Origin of the sequence: Streptosporangium pseudovulgare (assembly GCF_014648055.1) — a bacterium.
Lineage (GTDB): Bacteria > Actinomycetota > Actinomycetes > Streptosporangiales > Streptosporangiaceae > Streptosporangium > Streptosporangium pseudovulgare.
In genome coordinates this window covers 20334-40845 of record NZ_BMQJ01000004.1, presented here as the reverse complement: position 1 = coordinate 40845, position 20512 = coordinate 20334, and the positions used below count along the sequence as shown (strand labels likewise).

Below are 20512 nucleotides of genomic sequence, written 5' to 3'. Positions count from 1 at the left end.
CCGGCGAGCGCCCTCCGGCGAGCGGCCTCCGCCCCGGTGACGACCGCTGCCGTCCGATGGCGGGGCCGGATCGCGAAGGCGGCACCGAACGGCCGGGGCGCCCCGGCCGTTCGACCTTTTCCGACTTTTCCGACCTTTCCGCCCTCGATGCGCCCTTTCGATCACTTACGCCTTGACCAGGGGAAGACGACCCTTTACAGCCCTTTGCCATGACTGTACGTTGTCGTTGAATCACTCTGTGCATTCGAGGAATGTAGGTGAGATCATGCCCGAAAACGGCGGTGAACGCCCTCCCGACCCCCGGGTGGCGTTCGCGAGCGCGGCGGAGGCCGACGCCGGGGAACGCAACGAGCGTCCCGGGGCGGCCGACCGCGCCGTCATCACGGCGACCGCCGACGAGCACCTCCCACCCCTGGCGGAGCAGGCGCTGGACGACCGGCCGCTGACCCTGCGATTCACGGAACCGGAGGAGTAGGCCATGGAGCTGCACTTCCGCAACCGCTACGTGTCCAGGGTCTGGGTGGCGGTCATGTTCTACAGCCCCGTCACCTGCCGCGACCACGGCCAGTGGGGCACCCGCGGCTGGTGGGCCATCGACCCGGGCGGTGAGGCGTTCGTCCTCAACACCGACAACCGCTACGCCGCCTTCTACGCCGAAGCCGCCAACGGAGCCGTCTGGACCGGCCCCTACGGCCCGATGTACGTCTACCAGACCGCCTTCGACTCCTGCCTCAACATCGGCAGCACCGCGGCCAGGCGCGTCGGCACCCGTCTGGTCGACATGAACGGTTACTCCCGCTACTACGTGAACCTCGTCGCCTGACGAGGCCCCTCACCGGGCGCCGGTCCGGCACCGGCCGGTCGGCATCGCGGTGAGGAAGCCCCATTGAGCGCCTCCTGGGAGACGGCTCCGAGGTCCGCCCGGCCTCGGGTCTCCTTCCGCTGAGCCGTCCCCCTCCGACCGGGAGGCGCTCACCCCGAACCCGCCCGCCGGGGCGTCGGCTCTGAAGACACCCGCCGGTCCCGAACCCGCCCACCGGCCGCCGAGGCGCGCCTCGCCCGTCCCGGACGCCTCTCCGTACGGCCCGCCGCCCCGGCTAGGGCTCGATGTTCTTGCGCAGCGCGGCGAAGTAGAACCCGATGGCGATGGCGCCCACCAGCGCCACCATCCCGACGGTGGTCCCCTCCGCGCCGAAGAGCGAGGTCAGCACGATCGCGACGGCGAAGACGAGGGGCACGCCGATATCGAGCCTTCTGCGGTTCACGGTCCTCCTTCTCGGTTCGCCTCGCGGCTTCACCGCCCGTCGTCCGGGGCGGCGCCGTCCGGCGAGGCAGGATCAACCTAGCGCCCCGAACGCGAACCCGCGCACGGCCGCCGTCCCGCGACCCGGCGGGGCACACGCCGGGCGCCGGCCCCATGGCCCGGTGGAGCACGCCGGCCGGGTCGCCGAGCCGCCGGCTCAGCGGCTCAGCGGCTCAGCGGGACGCGCCCCGGGCCACCGCGATCATCTCGGCGAACCGGCGGTAGCGGGTCAGCTCCTCTCCCACCGGGTCCAGCACGAACTCCCGGGCCACCTGGCCCACGCTCGCCCGGAGCGCCCGGGACGCCCGGCGCGCCCGGCGGCGCCCGCCCAGCCACGCGGCCACCCGGCAGAGCAGCGCGATCACCAGCCCGAGGAGCACCCCGCCGAGCAGCAGCAGGGTGGGCCAGGGCAGCTCCCCCGCGGTCGGCATGTAGGGCCGGGGGAGCCGCAGGTAATCCAGGGCGATCAGGCCGAGCAGCCAGAGCGCCCCGGAGAGCGCCGCCAGCAGCACCAGCCACTGCGCCAGCCCCGCCGCCCTCCACCACGCGGGCCGTCCCGACGCGCCGAGCGAGGTGGTCGCCACGGCGCGGTCGAGGCCGTCCTCCAGCTCGTCCGCGCGGCCCCGGGCCGCCCGCCGTACGGCCGCCGCCCACGGCTCGGGCAGGCCCTCCGAGGCGGTCCCGGCGGCCTCGCGGACGGCGGTGTCCATCCGCGAGCGCTGCACGGCGGACGTGGCCGGGATGGAGGTGCGGCCCACGGGCCCGCCGTTCTCCGGCGTCGCGGACCCGGCGGCCCCCCTCGTCGCGGACGGGGCGGGGAGACCGAGTCGGAGGCGGCGCAGCGGGTCGGGCCGCAGCCGTCGGATCCACCGGGTCGGCGGCCAGCCGGTCGCGGCGACGGAGCGGTGCCGGTGGGACCCGGCCACGGCGGCGACCACGACCGGGACCCCCGCCGCCTCCGACAGGGCGCTGGTCAGCGGCCCCGCGAGGCCGTCCAGGGAGACCTCCGGCGGCGTGGTCACCTCGACCGGGCCCGTGGCCGAGGCGCCGGCGTCGCGCACCGCCCCGAAGGCCGGGCCTCCGCCGAGGCCGGGGCCGGAGCCGGAGCCGGAGCCGCCGGCGTAGAGGTCCGTGCCGGCCATGACGGACTCCCCGTCGTGGAGACCGGCTCCGCTTGCGGCCAGGGCGAGCGCGTCCGAGGCCGTGCCGACGTCGGCGGCCAGGCGGGCGGCCCACGAGCGGCGGTTGGCGACGCGCGAGGCGAGCAGGGAGCGCAGCTCGTCCACGCCCTCCCCGGTGCGCGCCGAGACCGCGACCAGCGGCACCCCGGCCAGCCCGTCGTCGTCGAGCAGCCGCCGCAGGTCCGCGAGGCAGCGTTCCACGGCGGCCGGGGACAGGCGGTCGATCTGGTTGAGGACGACCACCGTGACGTCGCGGTGCCGGGACAGCGGGCGCAGGTAGCGGTCGTGCACGGCCGCGTCGGCGTACTTCTGCGGGTCCAGCACCCATACCAGCAGGTCGACCAGCTCGACCAGCCGGTCCACCTCCAGCCGGTGCGCCGCCTCGATCGAGTCGTGGTCGGGCAGGTCGAGCAGGATCAGCCCGGGGACCTTCCCGCTCGCCCAGCCTCCGGTGACGGCGTCATCGGTGGCCCCGGCGTCCACCTCGTGGCGGCGGGGGACCTCCAGCCAGTCGAGCAGCGGTCCGGCGCCCGTCCCCTCCCAGAGGGCCGCCTGCGCGGTCGAGGTGGTCGGCCGGGTGACCCCGACCGTGGCGAGCGTGGTGCCGGACAGCAGGTTGAACAGCGAGGACTTGCCGCTGCCGGTGGCGCCGGCCAGCGCCACCGCGGTGTGGTCGACCGACAGGCTGCGCCGTACGCCGGCGCGGGCGACCACCGAGCGGGCCCCGGCGACCGTGACGGGGGCCAGCCGCCCGTCGGCGAGGTCGGCGGCCTCGGCCAGCGCGTCCAGCCGGTCGTCCAGGGAGACCGTGGTCCTGCGTCGCAGCAGCTTCACGCCTCACGCCCCTCGGTGCCGTTCAGCGGAACGGCGTCCGCGCCGCCCCGCGGCACGCCGTCCATGCCGTTCACGCCCCCGGTGGCGCCGCCGGGCGGCAGCGCGCCCCGGCCCTCGGCGGCCGCCGGGATCTCGCGCCGGTGCTCCCGTACGGCCTGCGCCGCGGCCCGCAGCGCCGCGGCGGTGTCCTCGGGCGGCTGCACGGCGTCGAGGAGGTCGGTGAACCGGGTGGCCTCGGCGCCGAGCAGGGAGGCGACGCGGGCCCGCAGGTCGGCCCGGGCCTTGACGGTGAGGGTCCGCACCGCCTGGTCGCCGAAGACCGCCTCCAGCAGCTTCTGGCTCAGCACGCTGGTTCCTCCGGCGATGCCGACCTCGATGCCGGTCAGGCCCCCGGTGGAGGCGAACACCGCGAGCATCAGCAGCAGCCCCGCCCCGTTGAGGCCGTAGGAGGTGACGCGGGCGGCGGTCCGCCGGTCGGCGCCCTCCTCGCGGACCAGGCCGAGCACGTACTCCTGCCAGCCCCGGACGGCGGCCTCGGAGCGGGCGGGCAGGTCGGTCGCGGCCCGGCCCAGACGCCCGGCCGCCGCGACCCCGGCCTCCTCCAGCAGGGCGCGCCCGGAGGGGTGCGACGACCACGACTCCAGCGCGCGTTCGGCGGCGTCGTCAGCCGCCGCCCTGATCAGCGCCCCCACCCCGCTCTCCAGGGCGACGCGCAGCTCGCTGTCGGGCGCGGGCCGCCCGGTGAACATCGCCACCAGCCGGTCGCGGAACCGGCCGACCCGGCTCTCCAGGGAGCGCATCAGGTCGCCGGTGCCGACGAAGTCCTGCCAGCGGGCCAGCACCTCCCCGCGCAGCAACGAGCCGTCCAGCATGCCCTGGTCGAAGGCGGCCAGCCCGCCCGAGTAGGAGGCGCCCGTCATCGAGCGGAGGTCCTCGGCCGCGGCGCGCTGGCGGTCCACCGCGTCGGCGAGGGCGGGGACCCGTACGGCGAGGCTGTCCAGGGCGCCGGACAGCGTCTGGCGGACCACGTCCGCGCGGGCCTGGGCGTCGGCGGCGATGCCGGTCAGCCAGTCGGCGATCGGCTGGACCGCCGGGCGCGGCAGGCGGGCGTTCTCCTCGGGCAGGACCAGCTCCGGCACCTCGAACAGGCGTGTCCCGCCCAGTCCGTTGGCCTCCAGCAGCCGCCCGAGGTCGCGCTCGACCACGCCGACGGCCTCGGGCGGGACGCGCGACAGGATGACGGCCAGGGCCGTGCTCCGCTCCCTGGCCGACCGCAGGAACCCCCACGGCACCTCGTCGGCGTAGCGGGAGGCCGTGGTGGTGAACAGCCACAGGTCGGCGGCGGCGAGGAGCTGGGCGGCCAGCTCGCGGTTGGCGGCGACGACCGAGTCGATGTCCGGCGCGTCGAGCAGGGCCAGCCCCGGTGGCAGGCCGGCGACGGTGACCACCCGCAGCGTGCCGGGCTCCCCGGAGCCGCCGCCGGTGACGCGGGGCAGGCCCGGCAGGACGTGCTGCTCGGTGAACCACGCCTCGTCGGCGGGGCTGGTGACCAGGGTGGGCGCCAGCGTGGTGGGCCGCAGGACGCCGGGCGTGGTGACGTCGGCCCCGACGATGGAGTTCACCAGGGTCGACTTGCCCGCCCCGGTGGAGCCTCCGACGACGGCCAGCAGCGGGGCGTCGATCGCGCTCAGACGTGGGATCAGGTAGTCGTCGAGCTGGCCGGCCAGCTCGCGCAGCGCCCTGCGGTCCGCCTCGACACCGCCGGTCTCCAGGGGCAGCGGGTCAGGATCGAGGCGGCCCCGCAGCTCCCGCAGCGCCTCCAGCAGACCGCCGTTCCCGTTCATAGGACCGGTCCTTCCCGAAAGGGAACGGCCTAGACGTCCGACGTGATCGGTTCCGCGCCCGGAGTCCGACCGGGCGAAGGCGGGCGGACCACGACGGAGACGGGCACGGCCGGACGGCGGAGCGGGCGCCGCACGAGCCCTGATGAGGACGGACGGACCCGGACCGGGTCCCACGGAGAACGGCCCGCGTACGGCCCGGCGCATGAGAAGGGCCCCGCCGTACGACCGGATCACGGGGGCGAATCCGGTAGGCGACGGGGCCCGGTCCCCGGTGCCCGAGGGCGGACCGGAACGGTCTCGTCTCCCCCGCAGCTGGAGGCGAGCCCTGATCCGCCATGGTCACGGGGAGATCTGGGGTGATGCGCTGACCATTGGAGCAGCCGAACCTCAGGGACAGATGAGGCGAACCTGAGTGTTCGCTGAAAGTTCAATCATCACGGGGAGGGCGCAGGACGTATCCCACGCCCCTCAGGGTGTGGATGAGGCGGGGCTCGTTCACGTCCACCTTCCGGCGGAGGTAGGAGACGTAGGACTCCACGACCCCGGCGTCACCGCCGAAGTCGTAGTTCCAGACGTGGTCGAGGATCTGCGCCTTCGACAGCACCCGACCGGTGTTGACCATGAAGTAGTGCAGCAGCTTGAACTCGGTGGGCGACAGCCGCACCGGCTCGCCCGACACCCAGACCTGGTGGGCCTCCTCGTCCAGTTCCAGCGTGCCGACCTGCAGCCGGGCGGGGATGTCGAGGTCGCCCCGGGTACGGCGCAGCACGGCCCGGATCCGGGCCACGACCTCCTCCAGGCTGAACGGCTTGGTCACGTAGTCGTCGGCCACCCGCAGGCCGGCGACCTTGTCGTCGGTCGCGTCCCGGGCGGTCAGGAAGAGCACCGGCGTCTGGCCGTTCACGTCCCGCAGCCGCCCGGCGACCGAGAAGCCGTCCATGTCGGGCAGCATCACGTCCAGCACCACGAGGTCGGGGCGGGTCCGCTCGGCGAAGTGCACCGCCTCCCGCCCGTCCGCGGCGGTGATCACCTCGAACCCGGACCTGCGCAGGCTGGCCGAGAGCAGCTCACGGATGTTCGGCTCGTCGTCCACGACGAGCAATCTGGCCTCGGCTCTGTCCAGCACGGTCACGAGGTTCGCTCACCGCCCTGGAACGCAGCTCAGCCCAGGCTGAACATTTGCTGAGAAAACGATTTCAGTATGCGGACCGCCGTCACCGCCGGGAAACGAACCCGGCGAACGGCCCGCGCCCGTGAACGGATCCGATTCCGGGGCCACCGTTCCCGCCGGGGAAACGGACCCGGTCCCGGACCGCCGTCGCCGCCGGGCCCGCGCCCGCCCGTCACCCCCGGCCGCCACCCTCGCTGATCGCGGTGGCGGTGATCGAGCCGTCCCCGGCCCGCTCCCCCTGGACGACCACCGCGCCACCGGGTTCCAGGTCGGCGACCTTCCCCTTCTTCGAGACCCGCACGGTCGTGTCGTCGCCGGTGTTGACCGTGACGACGGAGCCGTCCCTGGTCTGGACGTAGACCTTCGTGCCCTCCACCCGCTGCACGGTGCCGACGGCCGCCCCGCCGAACCCACCTCGGCCGCCGAAGCCGCCGCCCGGCCCGGTCCGGCCGTTCTGCGCGCCCTGACCGTCCTGGTCGTTCTGACCGCCCTGGCCGTTCTGTCCGAGCTGGCCGTTCTGTCCGGGCTGGCCGTTCCGCTGGCCGCCGCCGAAGCCCTGGCCGCCGCCGAAACCGCCCCCGGAGCCCTGCCGTACCGCGGCGTTCGACGCGGCGGGACCCGCGGCCGGGCCGCCCAGCGCCTTGTGCGCCTGGATGCCCAGGATGATCCCGGCGACGAGCACCACCCCGGCGCCCAGCACGAGCGTGAGCGTGGACGGGCCGCGCCGCGGCGGGCCCGTCAGTTCCGTCTCCAGGTCGTCCCCGAAGGGAGAGCTGTCGAGCACCTCCCCGGCGGGGACGGTGCCGCCCGGCCCGTCGTCCGGTCCCGCGCCCTCGTGTTTCCCCTTGGGCCCCATGTGTCTCTCCTCAGCCTGAATGCGCGCGGCGCGCGCCGTACCGGGTCACTCGTGGCGCAGGGCCTGGATGGGGCGGAGCTTGGCCGCCCGGTTGGCCGGGTAGCCGCCGAAGAACAGCCCGATGCCCACCGAGACGCCGAGGGCCAGTGCGATCGAGGACGGCACGACCACGGGCTGGATGCCCGCGACCGGGAACCGGCTGCCGGCCAGCGCGACCAGCACGCCCGCCAGCCCGCCCGCCAGGCTCAGCACCGTCGCCTCCGTCAGGAACTGGCCGAGGATCGCGCTCCGGGGCGCCCCGATGGCCTTCCTGATGCCGATCTCCCTCGTCCGCTCGGTCACGGTGACCAGCATGATGTTGGTGATGCCGATGCCGCCGACCAGCAGGGAGATCGCGGCGACCGCGCCGAGCAGCGCGGTGAAGACGCCGATGGTCGAGCTGACCGTCTCCTGCAGGGCGGCCTGGTTCAGGATGCGGTAGTCGGCGACGCCGCCGGGGGCGATGCCGTGCCGCTGGTCGAGGATGGCCGTCACCTCGTCCTGGGCCGCGTCCGTCGTGCCGGCGCCGGTGGCCTGCACGATGATCGAGCCGAGCGGGCCGAACCCGGTCAGGCTCTGCTGTACGGCCGGCAGCGGCACGATCGCGACGTCGTCGGCGTCCTGCATCCCCGACGACCCCGCCTCCCTGAGCACCCCGACCACCGTGAACGGCACCCCGGAGACGGTGACCTGCCGGCCGACCGGGTCGGCGGCTCCGAACAGCTCGTCGGCCACGGTCCGCCCGACCACCATGACCTTCCGGGCGGCGACCACGTCGTCGTTGACGAAGTACGCCCCCTTCTCGACCACCTTGTTGGTCGCCTCGAAGTAGCTGGGGTAGGTGCCGACGAGCTGGGAGACGGTGTGGCTCGTCCCCTCGTACACGGCGGCGGTCCCGTTCGCGGTCACCACCGGCGACACGCTCCGGACCGACGGGGCCTGCGCGCGGTCGGTCAGCGCCCGCGCGTCGTCCAGCGTGAGCTGCCTGGCCTGGGTGCGCGGCCCGCCGCCCCTGCCCCCGCGCCCGCCGGCGAACCCGCCGGGGCCGCCGCCCGCGAAGGACGCGGAGACGGTGAGCGTGTTCGACCCCAGCTGCTGGATGTTCTGCTGGATGGACCGCGAGGCGCCCTCGCCGAAGGCGACCAGCAGGATCACCGCGGCGACCCCGATGAGGATGCCGAGCGTGGTCAGGAAGCTGCGCAGCTTGTTGGCCGCCAGCCCGCGCAGCGCGAACCGGAGGATCTCGAACCGGCTCACGCGGGCACCTCCGGCGTGCGGGCCCGGGGCGGGGCGCCCTCGACGGGCGCCTGCCGGCGGTCGTCGACGATCCGGCCGTCCACCAGGCGGACCACCCGCTTGGCGCGCTCGGCCACGTCGTCCTCGTGGGTGATGATCACGATCGTCCGGCCGGAGACGTTCAGCTCGTCGAAGATCCCCAGGACGTCCCGGGTCGAGGCGGTGTCGAGGTTGCCCGTCGGCTCGTCGGCCAGCAGCAGGGACGGCGCGGTCACCAGCGCCCTGGCGACGGCGACGCGCTGCTGCTGGCCGCCGGACAGCTCGTTCGGCTCGTGCCGGACGCGGTCGGCCAGGCCGACCCGCTCCAGGGCCGCCAGAGCGCGGGCCCGCCGCTCGGCCGCGCCGACCCCTCCGTACGCCATGGGCAGCTCGACGTTGGCGAGCGCGCTCATCCGGGGGATCAGGTTGAACGACTGGAAGACGAAGCCGATCTTCCGGTTGCGCAGGACGGCGAGGCGGCGCTCGTCCAGCGACCCGACGTCGGTGCCCTCGATGAGATAGCGGCCCGAGGACGGCACGTCCAGGCAGCCCAGGATGTTCATCAGCGTGGACTTGCCGGAGCCGGAGGCGCCCATGATGGCCACGTAGTCGCCGCGTTCGACGGTGAGGGACACCCCGCGCAGGGCGTGGACCCGGGCGTCGCCCTCGCCGTACACCTTCGACAGGTCGCGGACCGACAGGACGGGGACGCTCACCGGCCACCGCCCCCGCCGCCACCGCCGCCGATCCGGCCCAGGCGGCCGGTGCCGCCCCCGCCTCCGCCGAGGCCGGGGAAGCCGCCCTGCTGGGAGGTGCCGGTGGCGGCCGGGCGGACGACCTGGTCGCCCTCGGCGAGACCGGACGTGATCTCGGTGAGCGTGAGACCCCTGACGCCGACCTCGACCGGGGTCGTCACCTGCCGGCCGTCCCGCAGGACCGTCACCGTGCTGCGGCCGCCCGCCGTGGAGACGACCGAGGAGGGGACCGCGAGGACGTCCTCGGCCCGGCCGACGGTCACCTCGACGGTCACCGTCTGGCCGAGCCTCACCTCTTCCGGCGCCTTGGCGAAGGAGATCGTCACCGGGTACTGCACGACGTTGTCGCTGGTCGTGGCGATCGGCTGGATCTGGGTGACCTCGCCGCCCGCGGTGACGCCGGGCAGCGCGTCGAACCGGACCGCGGCCTGCTGGCCGACCTTGAGCCTGGTGACGTCGGACTCGGTGAAGTTGCCGACGAGCTGGAGTCTCCCGGTGTCGGCGAGCTCGATGAACCCGCCCGACCTGGCGGTGGAGCCGTTCGACGCGTTGTTCCCCGACGCGCCCGAGCCCGAGGCGGAACCCGACCCCGAGCCCGAGGCGGAACCCGACCCCGAGGCCGAGCCGCCGACGGTGCCGTTGACCGCGGTGACCGTGCCCGCGAACGGGGCCTTGATGACCGTGCCCGCCACGGTCCGCTGCGCTTCCCGGTAGGTGTTCCTGGCGGTGACGTACCGGGCGTAGGAGGCGGCGGTGGAGGTGTCGTCGTCGGCGGAGTCGAGCGCGGCGGCCGCCGCGTCCAGGCTCTCCCGGGCGGCGGTGTCGTCCAGGCGGGCGAGGATCTGCCCCGCGCGCACCTTGTCACCGGGGGCGACGTAGATCTTCTCCACCGTGCCGCCCGTACCGAACCCCAGGGAACGCGACCGGGCGCTCGTCACCGCTCCCGAGGCCGACACCGAGGCGACCACCGTGCCCCGGGTCACCGCCACGGTCCGCGCTGTGGCCCCGGTGGACCCGGCGGACCCGGCGGCCTCCGCCGAGGAGGACTCCCCGCCCAGGGAGGAGTAGGCGATCCCCGCGCCGCCCAGCAACAGGACGGCGAGCGTCCCGTTGACGATCAGCGCTCCGCGCTTGGTCGACAGCTTCACAGGGCGGTACCTTGGCGTACCTTCCTTAGGCGCAGCCCCCAGATCGCTGAAGGTTTCCTGGGGACCCGCGGGGCTCCGGCGAAGATCCGCAGGAAACCCTCAGGTGTTCCTGAGGAGAGAGTGGATCGGGCACGCCACAATGGTCCGCCATGAGACCGACTGATCTCCCGAAACCGGTACGGACGGGGGGACTCGCTCTGGCCGCCCTCGTCCTGGCGGGCGCGGGCGTGCTCTACGCGCTCGACGACGGCTCCGCCCCGGCGCCCCGGGTGGAACTCGCCGCCGCCCGGCGGGGGACGGTGACGGCCGAGGTGTCCGCGGCGGGCGAGACGGTGGACGGCCACACCCGCGAGCTGGCCTTCGGCGCGTCCGGCACGGTCACGAAGGTCCACGTCAAGGCCGGCGACAAGGTCGGCAGGGGCGACGTCCTCGCCAGGATCGACCCGGCGGCCGCCCGCGAGCACTACGCCGCGGCGAAGGCACAGCTCGCGGCGGCCCAGGAGACGCTGGACGACGCGGAGACCTCGGCGGCCTCGGAGACATCTGTGACCTCGGAGACCGCCGCGCCGCGGGCCACCCGGCAGGCCGCGCAGCCCCGGCAGCCGCAACAGCCGCAGCAGCGGGGCCGGGAACAGGTCCCCGCGACCTCAGGCCCCACTGCCCCCACTGCCCCCACCGCCCGTGCCACCTGCGCCCCCACGGCCCCGGCGACCCGTCCCACCGCCGCCCCCGGGCCCAGCGGCACCACCGACCGTACGGCCCGCCCGACGGGCACGCCCGTCCCGACCGGCGCGCCGGCCGCGCCCACGCCCGGGTCACGGGAGCCGGTACGGCAGGTCACGGTGGCCCCGGCCGGTGGGATCGCGCCGGTCGCGTACTTCCTCGCGCCCGCACGGGTCCCTTCGTCCGCCCGGAACCCGGAGCGGACGCCCACCCCCACGCCCACGCCCACGCCCACGGTCACCCCGACGGCCGTCCCCTCGCCGTCGCCCACCGGCGGCTCCACCGGCCCGGAGCCCGCGCCGACGGTGACCGTGACGGTGACGGCGACCCCGACGGCGACCGTGACCGTGACCGCCACGGTCACGGTCACCGCCGCGCCGGGCGGGGACCGCCCGCCGGTCACCACCGGACCCACGCGTCCCGGGACGAAGCCCACCGCCGAGCCGAGCGGGCACCCCACCGCCGGGCCCGGCGGGAACCCCACCGCCGCCCCCACCTCGACCGCGCGGCGCGGGGCGAGCCCCACCCCGACCGTCGGCCGCACCCCCGGGACGCGCACCACCCCGGCCTGCCAGGAGCAGGGCTCCGGCCGCGACCGGACGGCCACCCGTACCGGAGACGGCACCGGCACCCGTACCGGAGCCGAAACCGGCACCCGAACCGGGACCGGGACCGGAAACGGCACGGGGGCCGCCCGTTCGGCCACCGGCACCGGGGACGGCGCCGGCGGGCGGCAGGCGCTCAGCGTCGAGCAGGCCCGAGCCGAGGTGAAGCAGGCGGAGGCCGACCTCACCGACGCCCGCGAGGAGCTGGACGGCGTGCGGATCGTCGCGCCCGCGGACGGGACCGTCCTGTCCGTGGCGGGCGTCGTCGGCGACAGCGCGGGCACCGGCGCGTTCGTCACCCTCGGCGACCTCGACGAGCTCCAGGTGGAGGCGCTGTTCACCGAGTCCGACATCGGCCGGCTGAAGCTCGGGCAGCGGGCCCGGGTCACCCTCGCCACCCGGGAGGGCGAGGAACACACCGGCACCGTGACACGCATCGCCCCCACGGCCACCACCAGCGGGCGGCTCGTGCGGTACGGGGTCACGGTGGCGTTCGACAAGCCCCCCGCCGGGCTCCTGGTCGGCCAGACCGCCACCGTCCGCGTGACGGTCGCCGAAGCCGAGCAGACGCTCTACCTCCCGGCCCAGGCCGTACGGTCCCGGGCGGGCGGCGTCTCGGTGGTCACCGTCCAGGGCGGCGTCGAACGCGTCGTCGAGACCGGGGTCCGCGGCGACCGGTACGTCGAGATCGTCACGGGCCTGACGGAGAACGACCGGGTGGTGCTCCCCGGCGGCACGGCCACCGGCGGGTTCCCCGACAGCGGCTGGCCCGAAGGGATGTGAGCGCCCGTACGGTCCCGGGTCCCGGGGCCGTACGGCTCACCTCGGGAGGTCGCGCCACCCCGGAACACCGCCACGCGATTCCGGAACGCGGCCCGTGACGCCCCGGAGCCGGGAAGGGTCAGTCGGCCTCGGGGGCGAGGGGGAGGACGACCCGGAACGTCGCCCCCTCACCCGGGGCGGACTCCACGGCGACCCGGCCTCCGTGGGCCTCGACCATGGCGGCCACGATCGCCAGGCCGAGCCCGCTGCCGCCGCCCTCGGGCGTACGGCGGCCGCGGGCCGAGTCGACGCGGTAGAACCGCTCGAAGACGCGCTCGCACTGCTCGGCGTCGAGTCCCGGCCCCTTGTCGGCCACCTCGATGACGGCCGTGCCGCCCTCGGCGCGCAGCCTCACCTCGATCGGGGTGCCTTCGGGCGTGTGAGTGAGCGCGTTCGTCATCAGGTTGCCCACGACCTGGCGGAGCCGCACCTCGTCGCCCGAGACGATGAGCGCGGCGCCGTCCACGGTGAGCGTGACGGCGCGGGCGGGGGCCAGGATACGGGCGTCGTGGACGGCGTCGGCCGCGATGGCGAGCAGGTCGACCGGGCGCGTCGCCATCGGGCGCTGCTGGTCCATCCGGGCGAGCATCAGCAGGTCGTCCACGAGCAGGCCCATCCGGACCGCCTCGGACTCCACCCGGCGCATCAGCGGCGCGACGTCGACGTCCGGGGCCTGCCGGTAGAACTCGGCGAAGCCCCGGATCGAGGTCAGCGGGGTGCGCAGCTCGTGCGAGGCGTCCGCGACGAACCGGCGCATGCGCTCCTCGGAGCTGCGGGCCGCCGCCTCCGACTCCGACCTCGCCCGGAAGGCGGTCTCGATCTGGGTGAGCATGCCGTTCAGCGACTGGCCGAGGCGCCCGACCTCGGTGCGTGGGTCGGCGTCGGCGACGCGGCGGCTCAGGTCTCCGGCGGCGATGGCCTGGGCGGTGGCCTCGATCTCCTCCAGCGGGCGCAGGCTCCGCCGGATGACCATCACGCCCGCCCCGGCGAGCACCAGCATCAGCCCGCTGCCGCCCAGCACCTCCACCAGGGCGAGCTGGCCGACGATCTGGCGGACCTCGGACATGTCCACGGCCACGACCAGGCTCCCGCCTTCCGGGAGGGGGGTCACCCGGACCCGCCACTCCCCGCTGGTGAACGACCCCGGCCGGCGCCAGGCCGGCACGTGCGGGCCGGGCTTGTCCTCCACGTCCGAGCCGCTGAACGGCAGGAGGACCGCGCCGTTCCGGTCGCGGATCTCCATCCTGGTGTCGGCCGAGAGCGGTTTGCCGGCCAGCATGGTGTTGCCCCGCTGGACGCGGCGCAGGGCGGTCGCGGTGGTCAGGGCGGTCTGGTTGTCCACCCGGTCGATCAGGTAGCCGTGCATGATCGAGACGCTGCCGATGCCGATGAGGGTGAGCGCGATGACCAGCAGGACCAGGATGATCACGATCAGCCTCACCCGCAGCGGGGTGCCCTTGAAGGTCACGACCCGCGGCGGGGCGGCCGTGAGGGTCCTGGCCCGCGACGGGACGCCCCGGCGGATCATGCGCCGGGAGGCAGTCGCAGGACGTAGCCCACGCCGCGCAGGGTGTGGATGAGCCGGGGATCGGTGTTGTCGATCTTTCGGCGGAGCACGGAGACATAGGACTCGACGATCCCGACGTCGCCCCGGAAGTCGTAGTCCCACACGTGGTCGAGGATCTGCGCCTTCGACAGCACCCGCCCGGCGTTGGCCATGAAGTAGCGCAGGAGCTTGAACTCCGTCGGCGACAGCGCCACCGCCCTGCCGTCGCGCCACACCTCGTGGCTCTCCTCGTCGAGCTCGACGTCGGCGAAGGTGAGCCGGGGCGGCCGGGCGAGCAGGTCCCCGGACCCGGTACGGCGGAGCACGGCCCGGATCCGGGCCACGACCTCCTCCAGGCTGAACGGCTTGGTCACGTAGTCGTCGCCGCCCAGCGTCAGTCCCCTGATCTTGTCCTCCACGGCGTCGCGCGCGGTGAGGAAGAGCACGGGGGTGTCGGTGCCGCCGCCGCGCAGCCGCCGGACGACGTCGAAGCCGTCCATGTCCGGCAGCATCACGTCGAGGACGATGAGGTCCGGGCGGTGGCGCTGCACCGAGGCGACGGCGTCGGTCCCGTTGCCCGCGGTGTTCACGCCGAACCCGGCGAACCGCAGGCTCGCGGCCAGCAGTTCGAGGATGTTGGGCTCGTCCTCGACGATCAGGAGTCGAGCCTCGGGGGAGTCGGTCACGGCGGTTATCTTCACTCCCCCAGATGAAAGCGCAGTTAAAAGGACGACACCGAGGTTAGCCCCACAATATGCCTGGCGATTGCCAGACTGGACGTCGCCGCAGGTGAAGGGGCGTTTCTGACCAGCGCCACCCGGTCCTGGACGTCGACGGAGAAGTCGTCCAGAAGGGCGCCGTCCCTGCCCACGGCCTGCGCCCGGACGCCGCCCTCGACCCTGACGAGGTCGCCGGCGGTGACGGCGGGCACGTAGCGGCGGGCGGCGGACAGGAAGGCCCCCTTGGACAGCGAGCCGAGCACCTCCCGCACCCCGGTCCGCCAGTGCCGTACGGCCAGCCGCCGGGTGCCCCGCCAGGCGAGGATCCGGCGCAGGTCGCCCGGATCGACGTCGCGCCAGGAGTAGCCCTCCAGCGCCAGGGCCATGACCGCGTTGGGGCCGACCAGGACCTCACCGTCGATCCGGCGGGTCAGGTGGACGCCGAGGAACGGGTAGCGGGGGTCGGGGACGGGATAGATCAGCCCGCGGACCAGGGCCCTGGCCGCGCCGGCCAGCGCGTAGTACTCCCCGCGGAAGGGGACGATCCGCACGTCACCGGGCGCCCCGGCCATCCGGGCGACGGCGTCGGTGCCGAGGCCGGCGCAGACGATCAACCGGTCGAAGCGGAGCCTCCGCCCGCCGGCCAGCACGTCCACCCCGCCCGAGGTCTGCCGCAGGGCGCGGACCGGGTGCGACAGGAGCACCGAGCCGCCCAGTTCCTCGACGTCGCGGGCCAGGCGGCGGGCGACGGCGGGGAAGTCGGCGATCGCGGTGTGCGGGGAGTGCACGGCGGCCACCCCGACGGCGTTCGGCTCGACCTCGCGCAGCGCCAGGGCGTCCAGCTCGGCGATGCCCGGCACGCCGTTGGCGCGGGCACGCTCGGCGATGTCCCGCAGCCCCGGCCGCTCGGCGGCGGTGGAGGCGATGACGAGCTTGCCGACCTCGTCGTAGGGGATGCGATGCTCGGCGCAGTACTCCCTGAGCATCGCCGCGCCCTCGCGGCACAGCCGCGCCTTGAGCGAACCGGGCCGGTAGTAGATCCCCGCGTGCACGACGCCGCTGTTGTGCCCGGTCTGGTGGGCCGCGACGTGGTCCTCCTTGTCGAGGACGGTCACCGTGGCGCCGCCCAGGGCCACCTGCCGGGCCACCGCCAGTCCGACGATTCCCGCGCCGACGACCCCCACGCTCCCGCGGGGGACGGCGCCGCCGGACGCACCGGCCTCCAGAAAGCGCATGCCCGCACGCTAACGGCAACACTTCCCCGCGGTGAAGCCCCTTCCGCCGATCGTCACCTTTTGCCCACATACCGTCTGAAAGGCTGGGACCGCGCGCGGGAGCCGCACACCGGGATCGTGTGCCGGCTCCGCACGCCGGGACCGCACGGGAGCCGCACGCCGGGACCGCGCGCGGGAGCCGCGCGTCGTCAGCGCATCCTGTCCGCAGCCGCGCGTCGTCAGCGCATCCTGCCCACGGCCGCCCGCAGACGGCGCACGTCCCTCAGCCGGGCCTCGTAGGTGGCGCCGAGCGCGACGAGCAGCAGCCCGCCCGCCGCCATCGGCACCCACCGCGGCACGGCCACGACGACCAGCGCGACCCACGGGGCCAGCTCGTGCAGGACGACGACGGCCAGCGTGAGGCCGCCGAGCAGGGCCGGCGCCTGGAGCCGCAGCCGGGACCCGGCCAGCAGCACGGCCATCGAGACCAGACCGAGCAGCAGCGGCCGGACCCAGCCCTCGCCCTGGAACACCGCGAACGCACTGGGCAGCAGGCCGGTGGCCAGACCCGTGCCGTAGGCGCTCCAGGAGGAGATCCGCGCCCCGCGCGCCCGCCACCGGCCGAAGGCCACCAGCACCAGCGCGAACGGGACCGTGTACGCCTCGATCACCGACACGTCCCAGGCGAGCAGCCGCAGCCAGGAGGCCACCAGCAGGAGGGCCGTCCCCACGTACCCGGCCTGCCGCCGGTCGGGGCGCAGCGCCGTACCGGCCATCAGCACGCCGGCGACCGCGCAGGCCAGCGCCATCACCGGCAGGTCCGCGCCGGAGCCCGCGCCCACCGCGGACCCCGTGAGCGGCGCCGTGCCCCGAACGGCCTCCGGGAGCGAACCCGTGACGGCCAGGATCAGGCCCGCGGCGGCGAGGGCGTACCCCGCCGGCTCCACCCCGACCGCGAACGCCGACCGCCGCAGGCGGCCCGCGACGACCGCCGCCGCACAGGCCACGGTCAGCGCGCCGAACGCCGCGTACCGTACCGGCCACCCCGCCGCCAGACCGGCGGCCAGCGCCTCGCCGCCCAGGAGCAGCGTCGCCACGCCCGCCGCGCCGGCCCGTACGGCCGGCTCCCGGCCGGCCACCGCGACCGCCGCCCCGATCGCCGCCACCGCCGGGAGCACGGCCAGCGTGGCGGATTCCGCCGCGAGCGCCCAGGAGACCGCCAGCGACCCCGCCCACAGCGCGCCGGCCACGCCGGCCACACCGGCGGCACCGATCGCCGGGATCGCTCCGGCCGCGGAAACCGTCCCGCCGTCGCGGCCGCGCGCCGCCGCCCACGCCGCCGGAACGATTCCCGCGACCAGCAACGCCAGCTCCACCCCGTACGGCGGGGCGACCGAGGCCGCCAGCACCGCCGGGACCACCGGTCCGGCGGCCGACGCCGCCGTGAGCGCACCGGCGCGCCCGGCGGCCCGGCCGCGGAACGCCGCCAGGGCGGCCACCGTGAGGACCGCCAGGACGACGAGGGACGGGTGCTGCCGGACGTGCTCCACCGGCGGCGCCCAAGGCCGGGCGAGCGGGTGGTAGAACCCGTGGATCCCGGCGGCGAGCGTGGGAACCGCGACGAGCCCGGCCAGGAGACCGGCGGAGACCGCGGCGGCCGGGCGGATCCGCACGCCCCCGCGGACCGGCGTGCCCGCTGCTCGGCGGATCCGCGCGTTCACCGGACCCGGCGGGTACAGCGCGACCGCCGCGACGACCAGCGCCGCGGTGACCTGGGAGACGGCCCACCACTCCCCCGGGAACAGCGATCGGAGGGGCGCGGCCAGGCCGACGGCCGCCGCGAGCGCCGACGCGGCCGCGAGGACCGTACGCGCCGGAGCCCCCAGCCGTACGGCGACGGCCACCCCGATCACGGCCGACGCGACCAGCAGAGCCCCGTCGAGGAGGCCGGCGGCCGCGGCGCCCGGAAACGCGCCGGGGGCCGGCGCCCCGAAGACGGAGTGGAGGACCCCGCAGAGCACGGCCGACGTCCAGGCCAGGCCGAAACAGGCGGACGCGGTCGCCCGCGCCCACCGCCCGCCCGCGTCCCGCTCCGAACCCCGCGTCCCCGGCCCCGGATCACCCGCCCCCGGCTCCGGATCGCGTGATTCCGGCCCCGGGTCACCGGCCCCCGGCCTCGGATCGCCTGCCTCCGGCGCCGTCCCGGGGACGGAGACCGGGCCGCGCGCCCCGCGGGTGAGCAGCCCGACGAGGACGGCGTCGGCCGCGGCCGTGGTCACGAGGGCCGCGGTGCTCCGGACGTCCACCCCGTGCACGAACAGCAGCGGGAGCGGGAGCTGGGCGAACCCGATCGCCACCGGCAGCGGCAGCCTCAGCGGCAGCAGCCGCGAGTACCCCGCCATGGCGAGCGCGACCACGGCGGACAGCAGGGCGGCGTAGTCGCGTCCGGCGAGGTCGGCGGCTCCTGCCAGGCTGGCGCGCCGGACCGCGTAGCCGTCCAGGAGAAGCAGGGCGACGCCGAGCATCGCGACGGTCTCCGCGGTGGTGACGAGTGACCGCCGCACCAGGAGCCGCGGCGCGGCGAGGGTCAGCGCGGTGAGCCCGGCGAGAATCACCGCCCGCCCGCCGATGCCGATGCGCCCCCAGTTCACCACGGTGAAGGCGACGGCCGCGACGACGAGGAGCAGGCCGCCGAGCGTGAGGAGGAGGTTCTGCACGGCCCGCGGCGAGAAGTCCCGGCGCGGGGCGGCGGGACCGCCCGGACCGCCGGGACCACCGGGACCGCCCGGACCGCCGGGGCCACCGGGGCCACCGGGGGAACCGGGGCCACCGAGGCTGCCGAGGGAACCCGCGGGCACGGGCCCGGGGGCCGGGGCGTGTTCCGCCCTGAGCCGGGCGAGCAGTCCGCCGCGTCGCTCCAGCAGCTCGGCCTCTTTGGCCCGCAGGTCGGCCAGCGCCCGGTCCACGTGCCACAGCTGGGTCGCCACAGGCCCGCGCAACGGCAGCGCGCAGCGGGGACAGCGGTCGTACGTCGCGTCGATGGGCGCGTCGCACTCCGGGCAGCCCGTTCCCAGCGGGCGCCGCGCACCGGGGGGCGGGGTTCGATCAGGCATGGTGCCGACGATGGCAGGCGCCGGTTGCCGTTCGGTTGCGGAAAGCACTCATCCCGGCCCGACGCCGGGTCCGAGGCCCCCGCCCGGCTATCTGGCGCGGCGGGCGATGAAGGTGATGACGCCGGTGGCTCCCGCCGCGACGGCCAGCCACAGTGCCACCGCCCGGTTCGGCACCCCCGCGTCGGCGTCGGCCGCCCGTGTGTCACCCCGGGCGTCCGGTCCGGCGTCGGCTGCCGTCGTGGCCCGGCCTTCCGTGTTCCCCGTCGGGGTCGGCGCGGCCTTTCGGTTCTCCGCGGCCTTCGCCCGCGTCGCGTCGATCTCGCGGAGCACCCGTTCGGGCAGCGGGACGCGGTAGACGGGGCTGCCGACCCCCTCGCTCCCGGTCAGCAGCGCCCTGCCGTCGGGCGTGTAGGCGATGGACTCGGCCTGCTCCAGCGGCGGCATCGACACCCGGGAGATCTCCTTGCCCGGCGCCCGGTAGACGGTGGCGGAGAAGTAGGTGCGGATGACGAAACTCGACCCGTCGGGGGCGTAGGCGGCGTCGGTGGCCATGATGGGCGCGGAGCCGACCCTGCGGAGCACGTTGATCCGGTCGGTGCGCAGTCGCTTCGGCGCCGCGTAGACCCCGCCGGCGAACTGCTTGGTCACGATGTAGAGCCGCCCGGTGCGGGGGTGGACCATGACGCTCTCGGCGTTGTGCTTGCCGTCCTCGTAGCGGAACCGGTAGCGCACGGCGGGCAGGGTGGCGTCACGCATCGCGGCGGGCTCGTCCACCCGGTAGACGGAGACGTCCGGCCACGCCCCGTCGAAGTTGTCGCCGATGTCGGCGAACCAGAGCACCCCCCGGCCGGTCGCCGGGTCCTTGGACGCCGCCATCCCCTCCCAGTCGCGGGCCGACGCCCCCCGGAGGTTGAACGTCGCGCGGGTACGGCCGTTGGGCCCGACGGCGTAGAAGACCGGCGCGGCCGAGCTGTCGTTGTGGGTGTAGTAGACGTCCGGGTGCGTCGGCGAGACCGCCAGCCCGCTCGACTCGTTGATCCGCCGGTCCTTGAAGGTGAACAGCGGCCTCCCCTCGTCGTCGTCCCACGCCGCCGCCCGGGTCGAGGCCCCCGCCGGAGCCCCGGCCCGCACGTCGCCCGGCGCCCCGTGGGCCTCGACCCGCGTCCCCGCCTGCGCCTGCTCCTGAGGCGTCACCGCCCGGGACCGCTCCGCCGTCCCCTCGCGGGCCTGCGCCCGCGCCTGCGGTCCGGCGAGCGCCACCGCGCCGGCCAGCACGACCGCCCCGGCCGACGCGAGCGTACGGACCACGATCTCCCCCGCCTTACTCCCCATCCCGCCATAATGCCCTGCGATCGGCCCGCGGA

At 75.4% G+C, this 20512-nt stretch carries 16 protein-coding genes; 3 read left to right on the top strand and 13 right to left on the bottom strand.

The annotated features are described in order from the left end of the window. Nucleotides 1-265 precede the first annotated feature (265 nt). Nucleotides 266-475 (top strand): hypothetical protein, encoded by a 210-nt coding sequence (locus IEZ10_RS09850; protein WP_189246190.1) that lies wholly within the window; start codon nt 266-268, stop codon nt 473-475. Nucleotides 476-478: 3 nt separating this feature from the next. Beyond that, nucleotides 479-823 carry a DUF1036 domain-containing protein gene (locus tag IEZ10_RS09845; protein ID WP_189246189.1) on the top strand — a complete coding sequence of 115 codons (345 nt, stop codon included), beginning with the start codon at nt 479-481 and terminating at the stop codon, nt 821-823. A 274-nt stretch (nt 824-1097) separates the two neighbouring features. Here the strand turns inward: IEZ10_RS09845 and IEZ10_RS09840 are convergent, their stop codons facing one another. The 8 genes from IEZ10_RS09840 to IEZ10_RS09805 form a co-directional block, all read right to left on the bottom strand. After that, nucleotides 1098-1265, bottom strand: a complete 168-nt coding sequence (locus IEZ10_RS09840) for a hypothetical protein (protein ID WP_189246188.1) — start codon at nt 1263-1265, stop codon at nt 1098-1100. A gap of 211 nt (nt 1266-1476) precedes the next feature. After that, nucleotides 1477-3318: a GTPase family protein gene (locus tag IEZ10_RS09835; RefSeq protein WP_189246187.1), complete on the bottom strand. Its 1842-nt coding sequence runs from the start codon at nt 3316-3318 to the stop codon at nt 1477-1479. Next, a complete protein-coding gene (locus IEZ10_RS09830) occupies nt 3315-5162 on the bottom strand; it encodes a GTPase family protein (protein WP_229811112.1) in 1848 nt (615 codons plus the stop codon). Before IEZ10_RS09830 ends, IEZ10_RS09835 begins: the two co-directional genes overlap by 4 nt. 427 nt (nt 5163-5589) lie before the next feature. Then, a complete protein-coding gene (locus tag IEZ10_RS09825) occupies nt 5590-6294 on the bottom strand; it encodes a response regulator transcription factor (RefSeq protein WP_308426260.1) in 705 nt (234 codons plus the stop codon). 211 nt (nt 6295-6505) lie between these two features. Beyond that, complete coding sequence (locus IEZ10_RS09820) at nt 6506-7189, bottom strand: hypothetical protein (RefSeq protein WP_189246186.1); 684 nt, start codon at nt 7187-7189, stop codon at nt 6506-6508. 45 nt (nt 7190-7234) lie between these two features. Further along, nucleotides 7235-8485 (bottom strand): ABC transporter permease, encoded by a 1251-nt coding sequence (locus tag IEZ10_RS09815; RefSeq protein WP_189246185.1) that lies wholly within the window; start codon nt 8483-8485, stop codon nt 7235-7237. Beyond that, nucleotides 8482-9219: an ABC transporter ATP-binding protein gene (locus IEZ10_RS09810; RefSeq protein WP_189246184.1), complete on the bottom strand. Its 738-nt coding sequence runs from the start codon at nt 9217-9219 to the stop codon at nt 8482-8484. Before IEZ10_RS09810 ends, IEZ10_RS09815 begins: the two co-directional genes overlap by 4 nt. Beyond that, complete coding sequence (locus IEZ10_RS09805) at nt 9216-10406, bottom strand: efflux RND transporter periplasmic adaptor subunit (RefSeq protein WP_189246183.1); 1191 nt, start codon at nt 10404-10406, stop codon at nt 9216-9218. Before IEZ10_RS09805 ends, IEZ10_RS09810 begins: the two co-directional genes overlap by 4 nt. A gap of 149 nt (nt 10407-10555) precedes the next feature. Between IEZ10_RS09805 and IEZ10_RS09800 the strand changes: the two genes are divergently transcribed. Continuing rightward, a complete protein-coding gene (locus IEZ10_RS09800; RefSeq protein ID WP_189246182.1) occupies nt 10556-12517 on the top strand; it encodes an efflux RND transporter periplasmic adaptor subunit in 1962 nt (653 codons plus the stop codon). Between the two features lie 118 nt (nt 12518-12635). On the opposite strand, the gene IEZ10_RS09795 is transcribed toward IEZ10_RS09800, so the two are convergent. The 5 genes from IEZ10_RS09795 to IEZ10_RS09775 form a co-directional block, all read right to left on the bottom strand. After that, complete coding sequence (locus IEZ10_RS09795; RefSeq protein ID WP_189246181.1) at nt 12636-14084, bottom strand: sensor histidine kinase; 1449 nt, start codon at nt 14082-14084, stop codon at nt 12636-12638. After that, entirely contained in the window at nt 14081-14788 is a 708-nt protein-coding gene (locus IEZ10_RS09790; protein ID WP_229811111.1) for a response regulator transcription factor, read from the bottom strand. Before IEZ10_RS09790 ends, IEZ10_RS09795 begins: the two co-directional genes overlap by 4 nt. 35 nt (nt 14789-14823) lie before the next feature. Further along, the gene (lhgD, locus tag IEZ10_RS09785) at nt 14824-16056 is read right to left on the bottom strand and encodes an L-2-hydroxyglutarate dehydrogenase (RefSeq protein WP_189246180.1); all 1233 of its coding nucleotides are present in this window, start codon (nt 16054-16056) and stop codon (nt 14824-14826) included. A gap of 218 nt (nt 16057-16274) precedes the next feature. Continuing rightward, nucleotides 16275-19148 carry an SCO7613 C-terminal domain-containing membrane protein gene (locus tag IEZ10_RS09780; RefSeq protein WP_189246179.1) on the bottom strand — a complete coding sequence of 958 codons (2874 nt, stop codon included), beginning with the start codon at nt 19146-19148 and terminating at the stop codon, nt 16275-16277. A gap of 87 nt (nt 19149-19235) precedes the next feature. After that, nucleotides 19236-20480: a hypothetical protein gene (locus tag IEZ10_RS09775; RefSeq protein WP_229811110.1), complete on the bottom strand. Its 1245-nt coding sequence runs from the start codon at nt 20478-20480 to the stop codon at nt 19236-19238. Between the last annotated feature and the right edge of the window lie 32 nt (nt 20481-20512).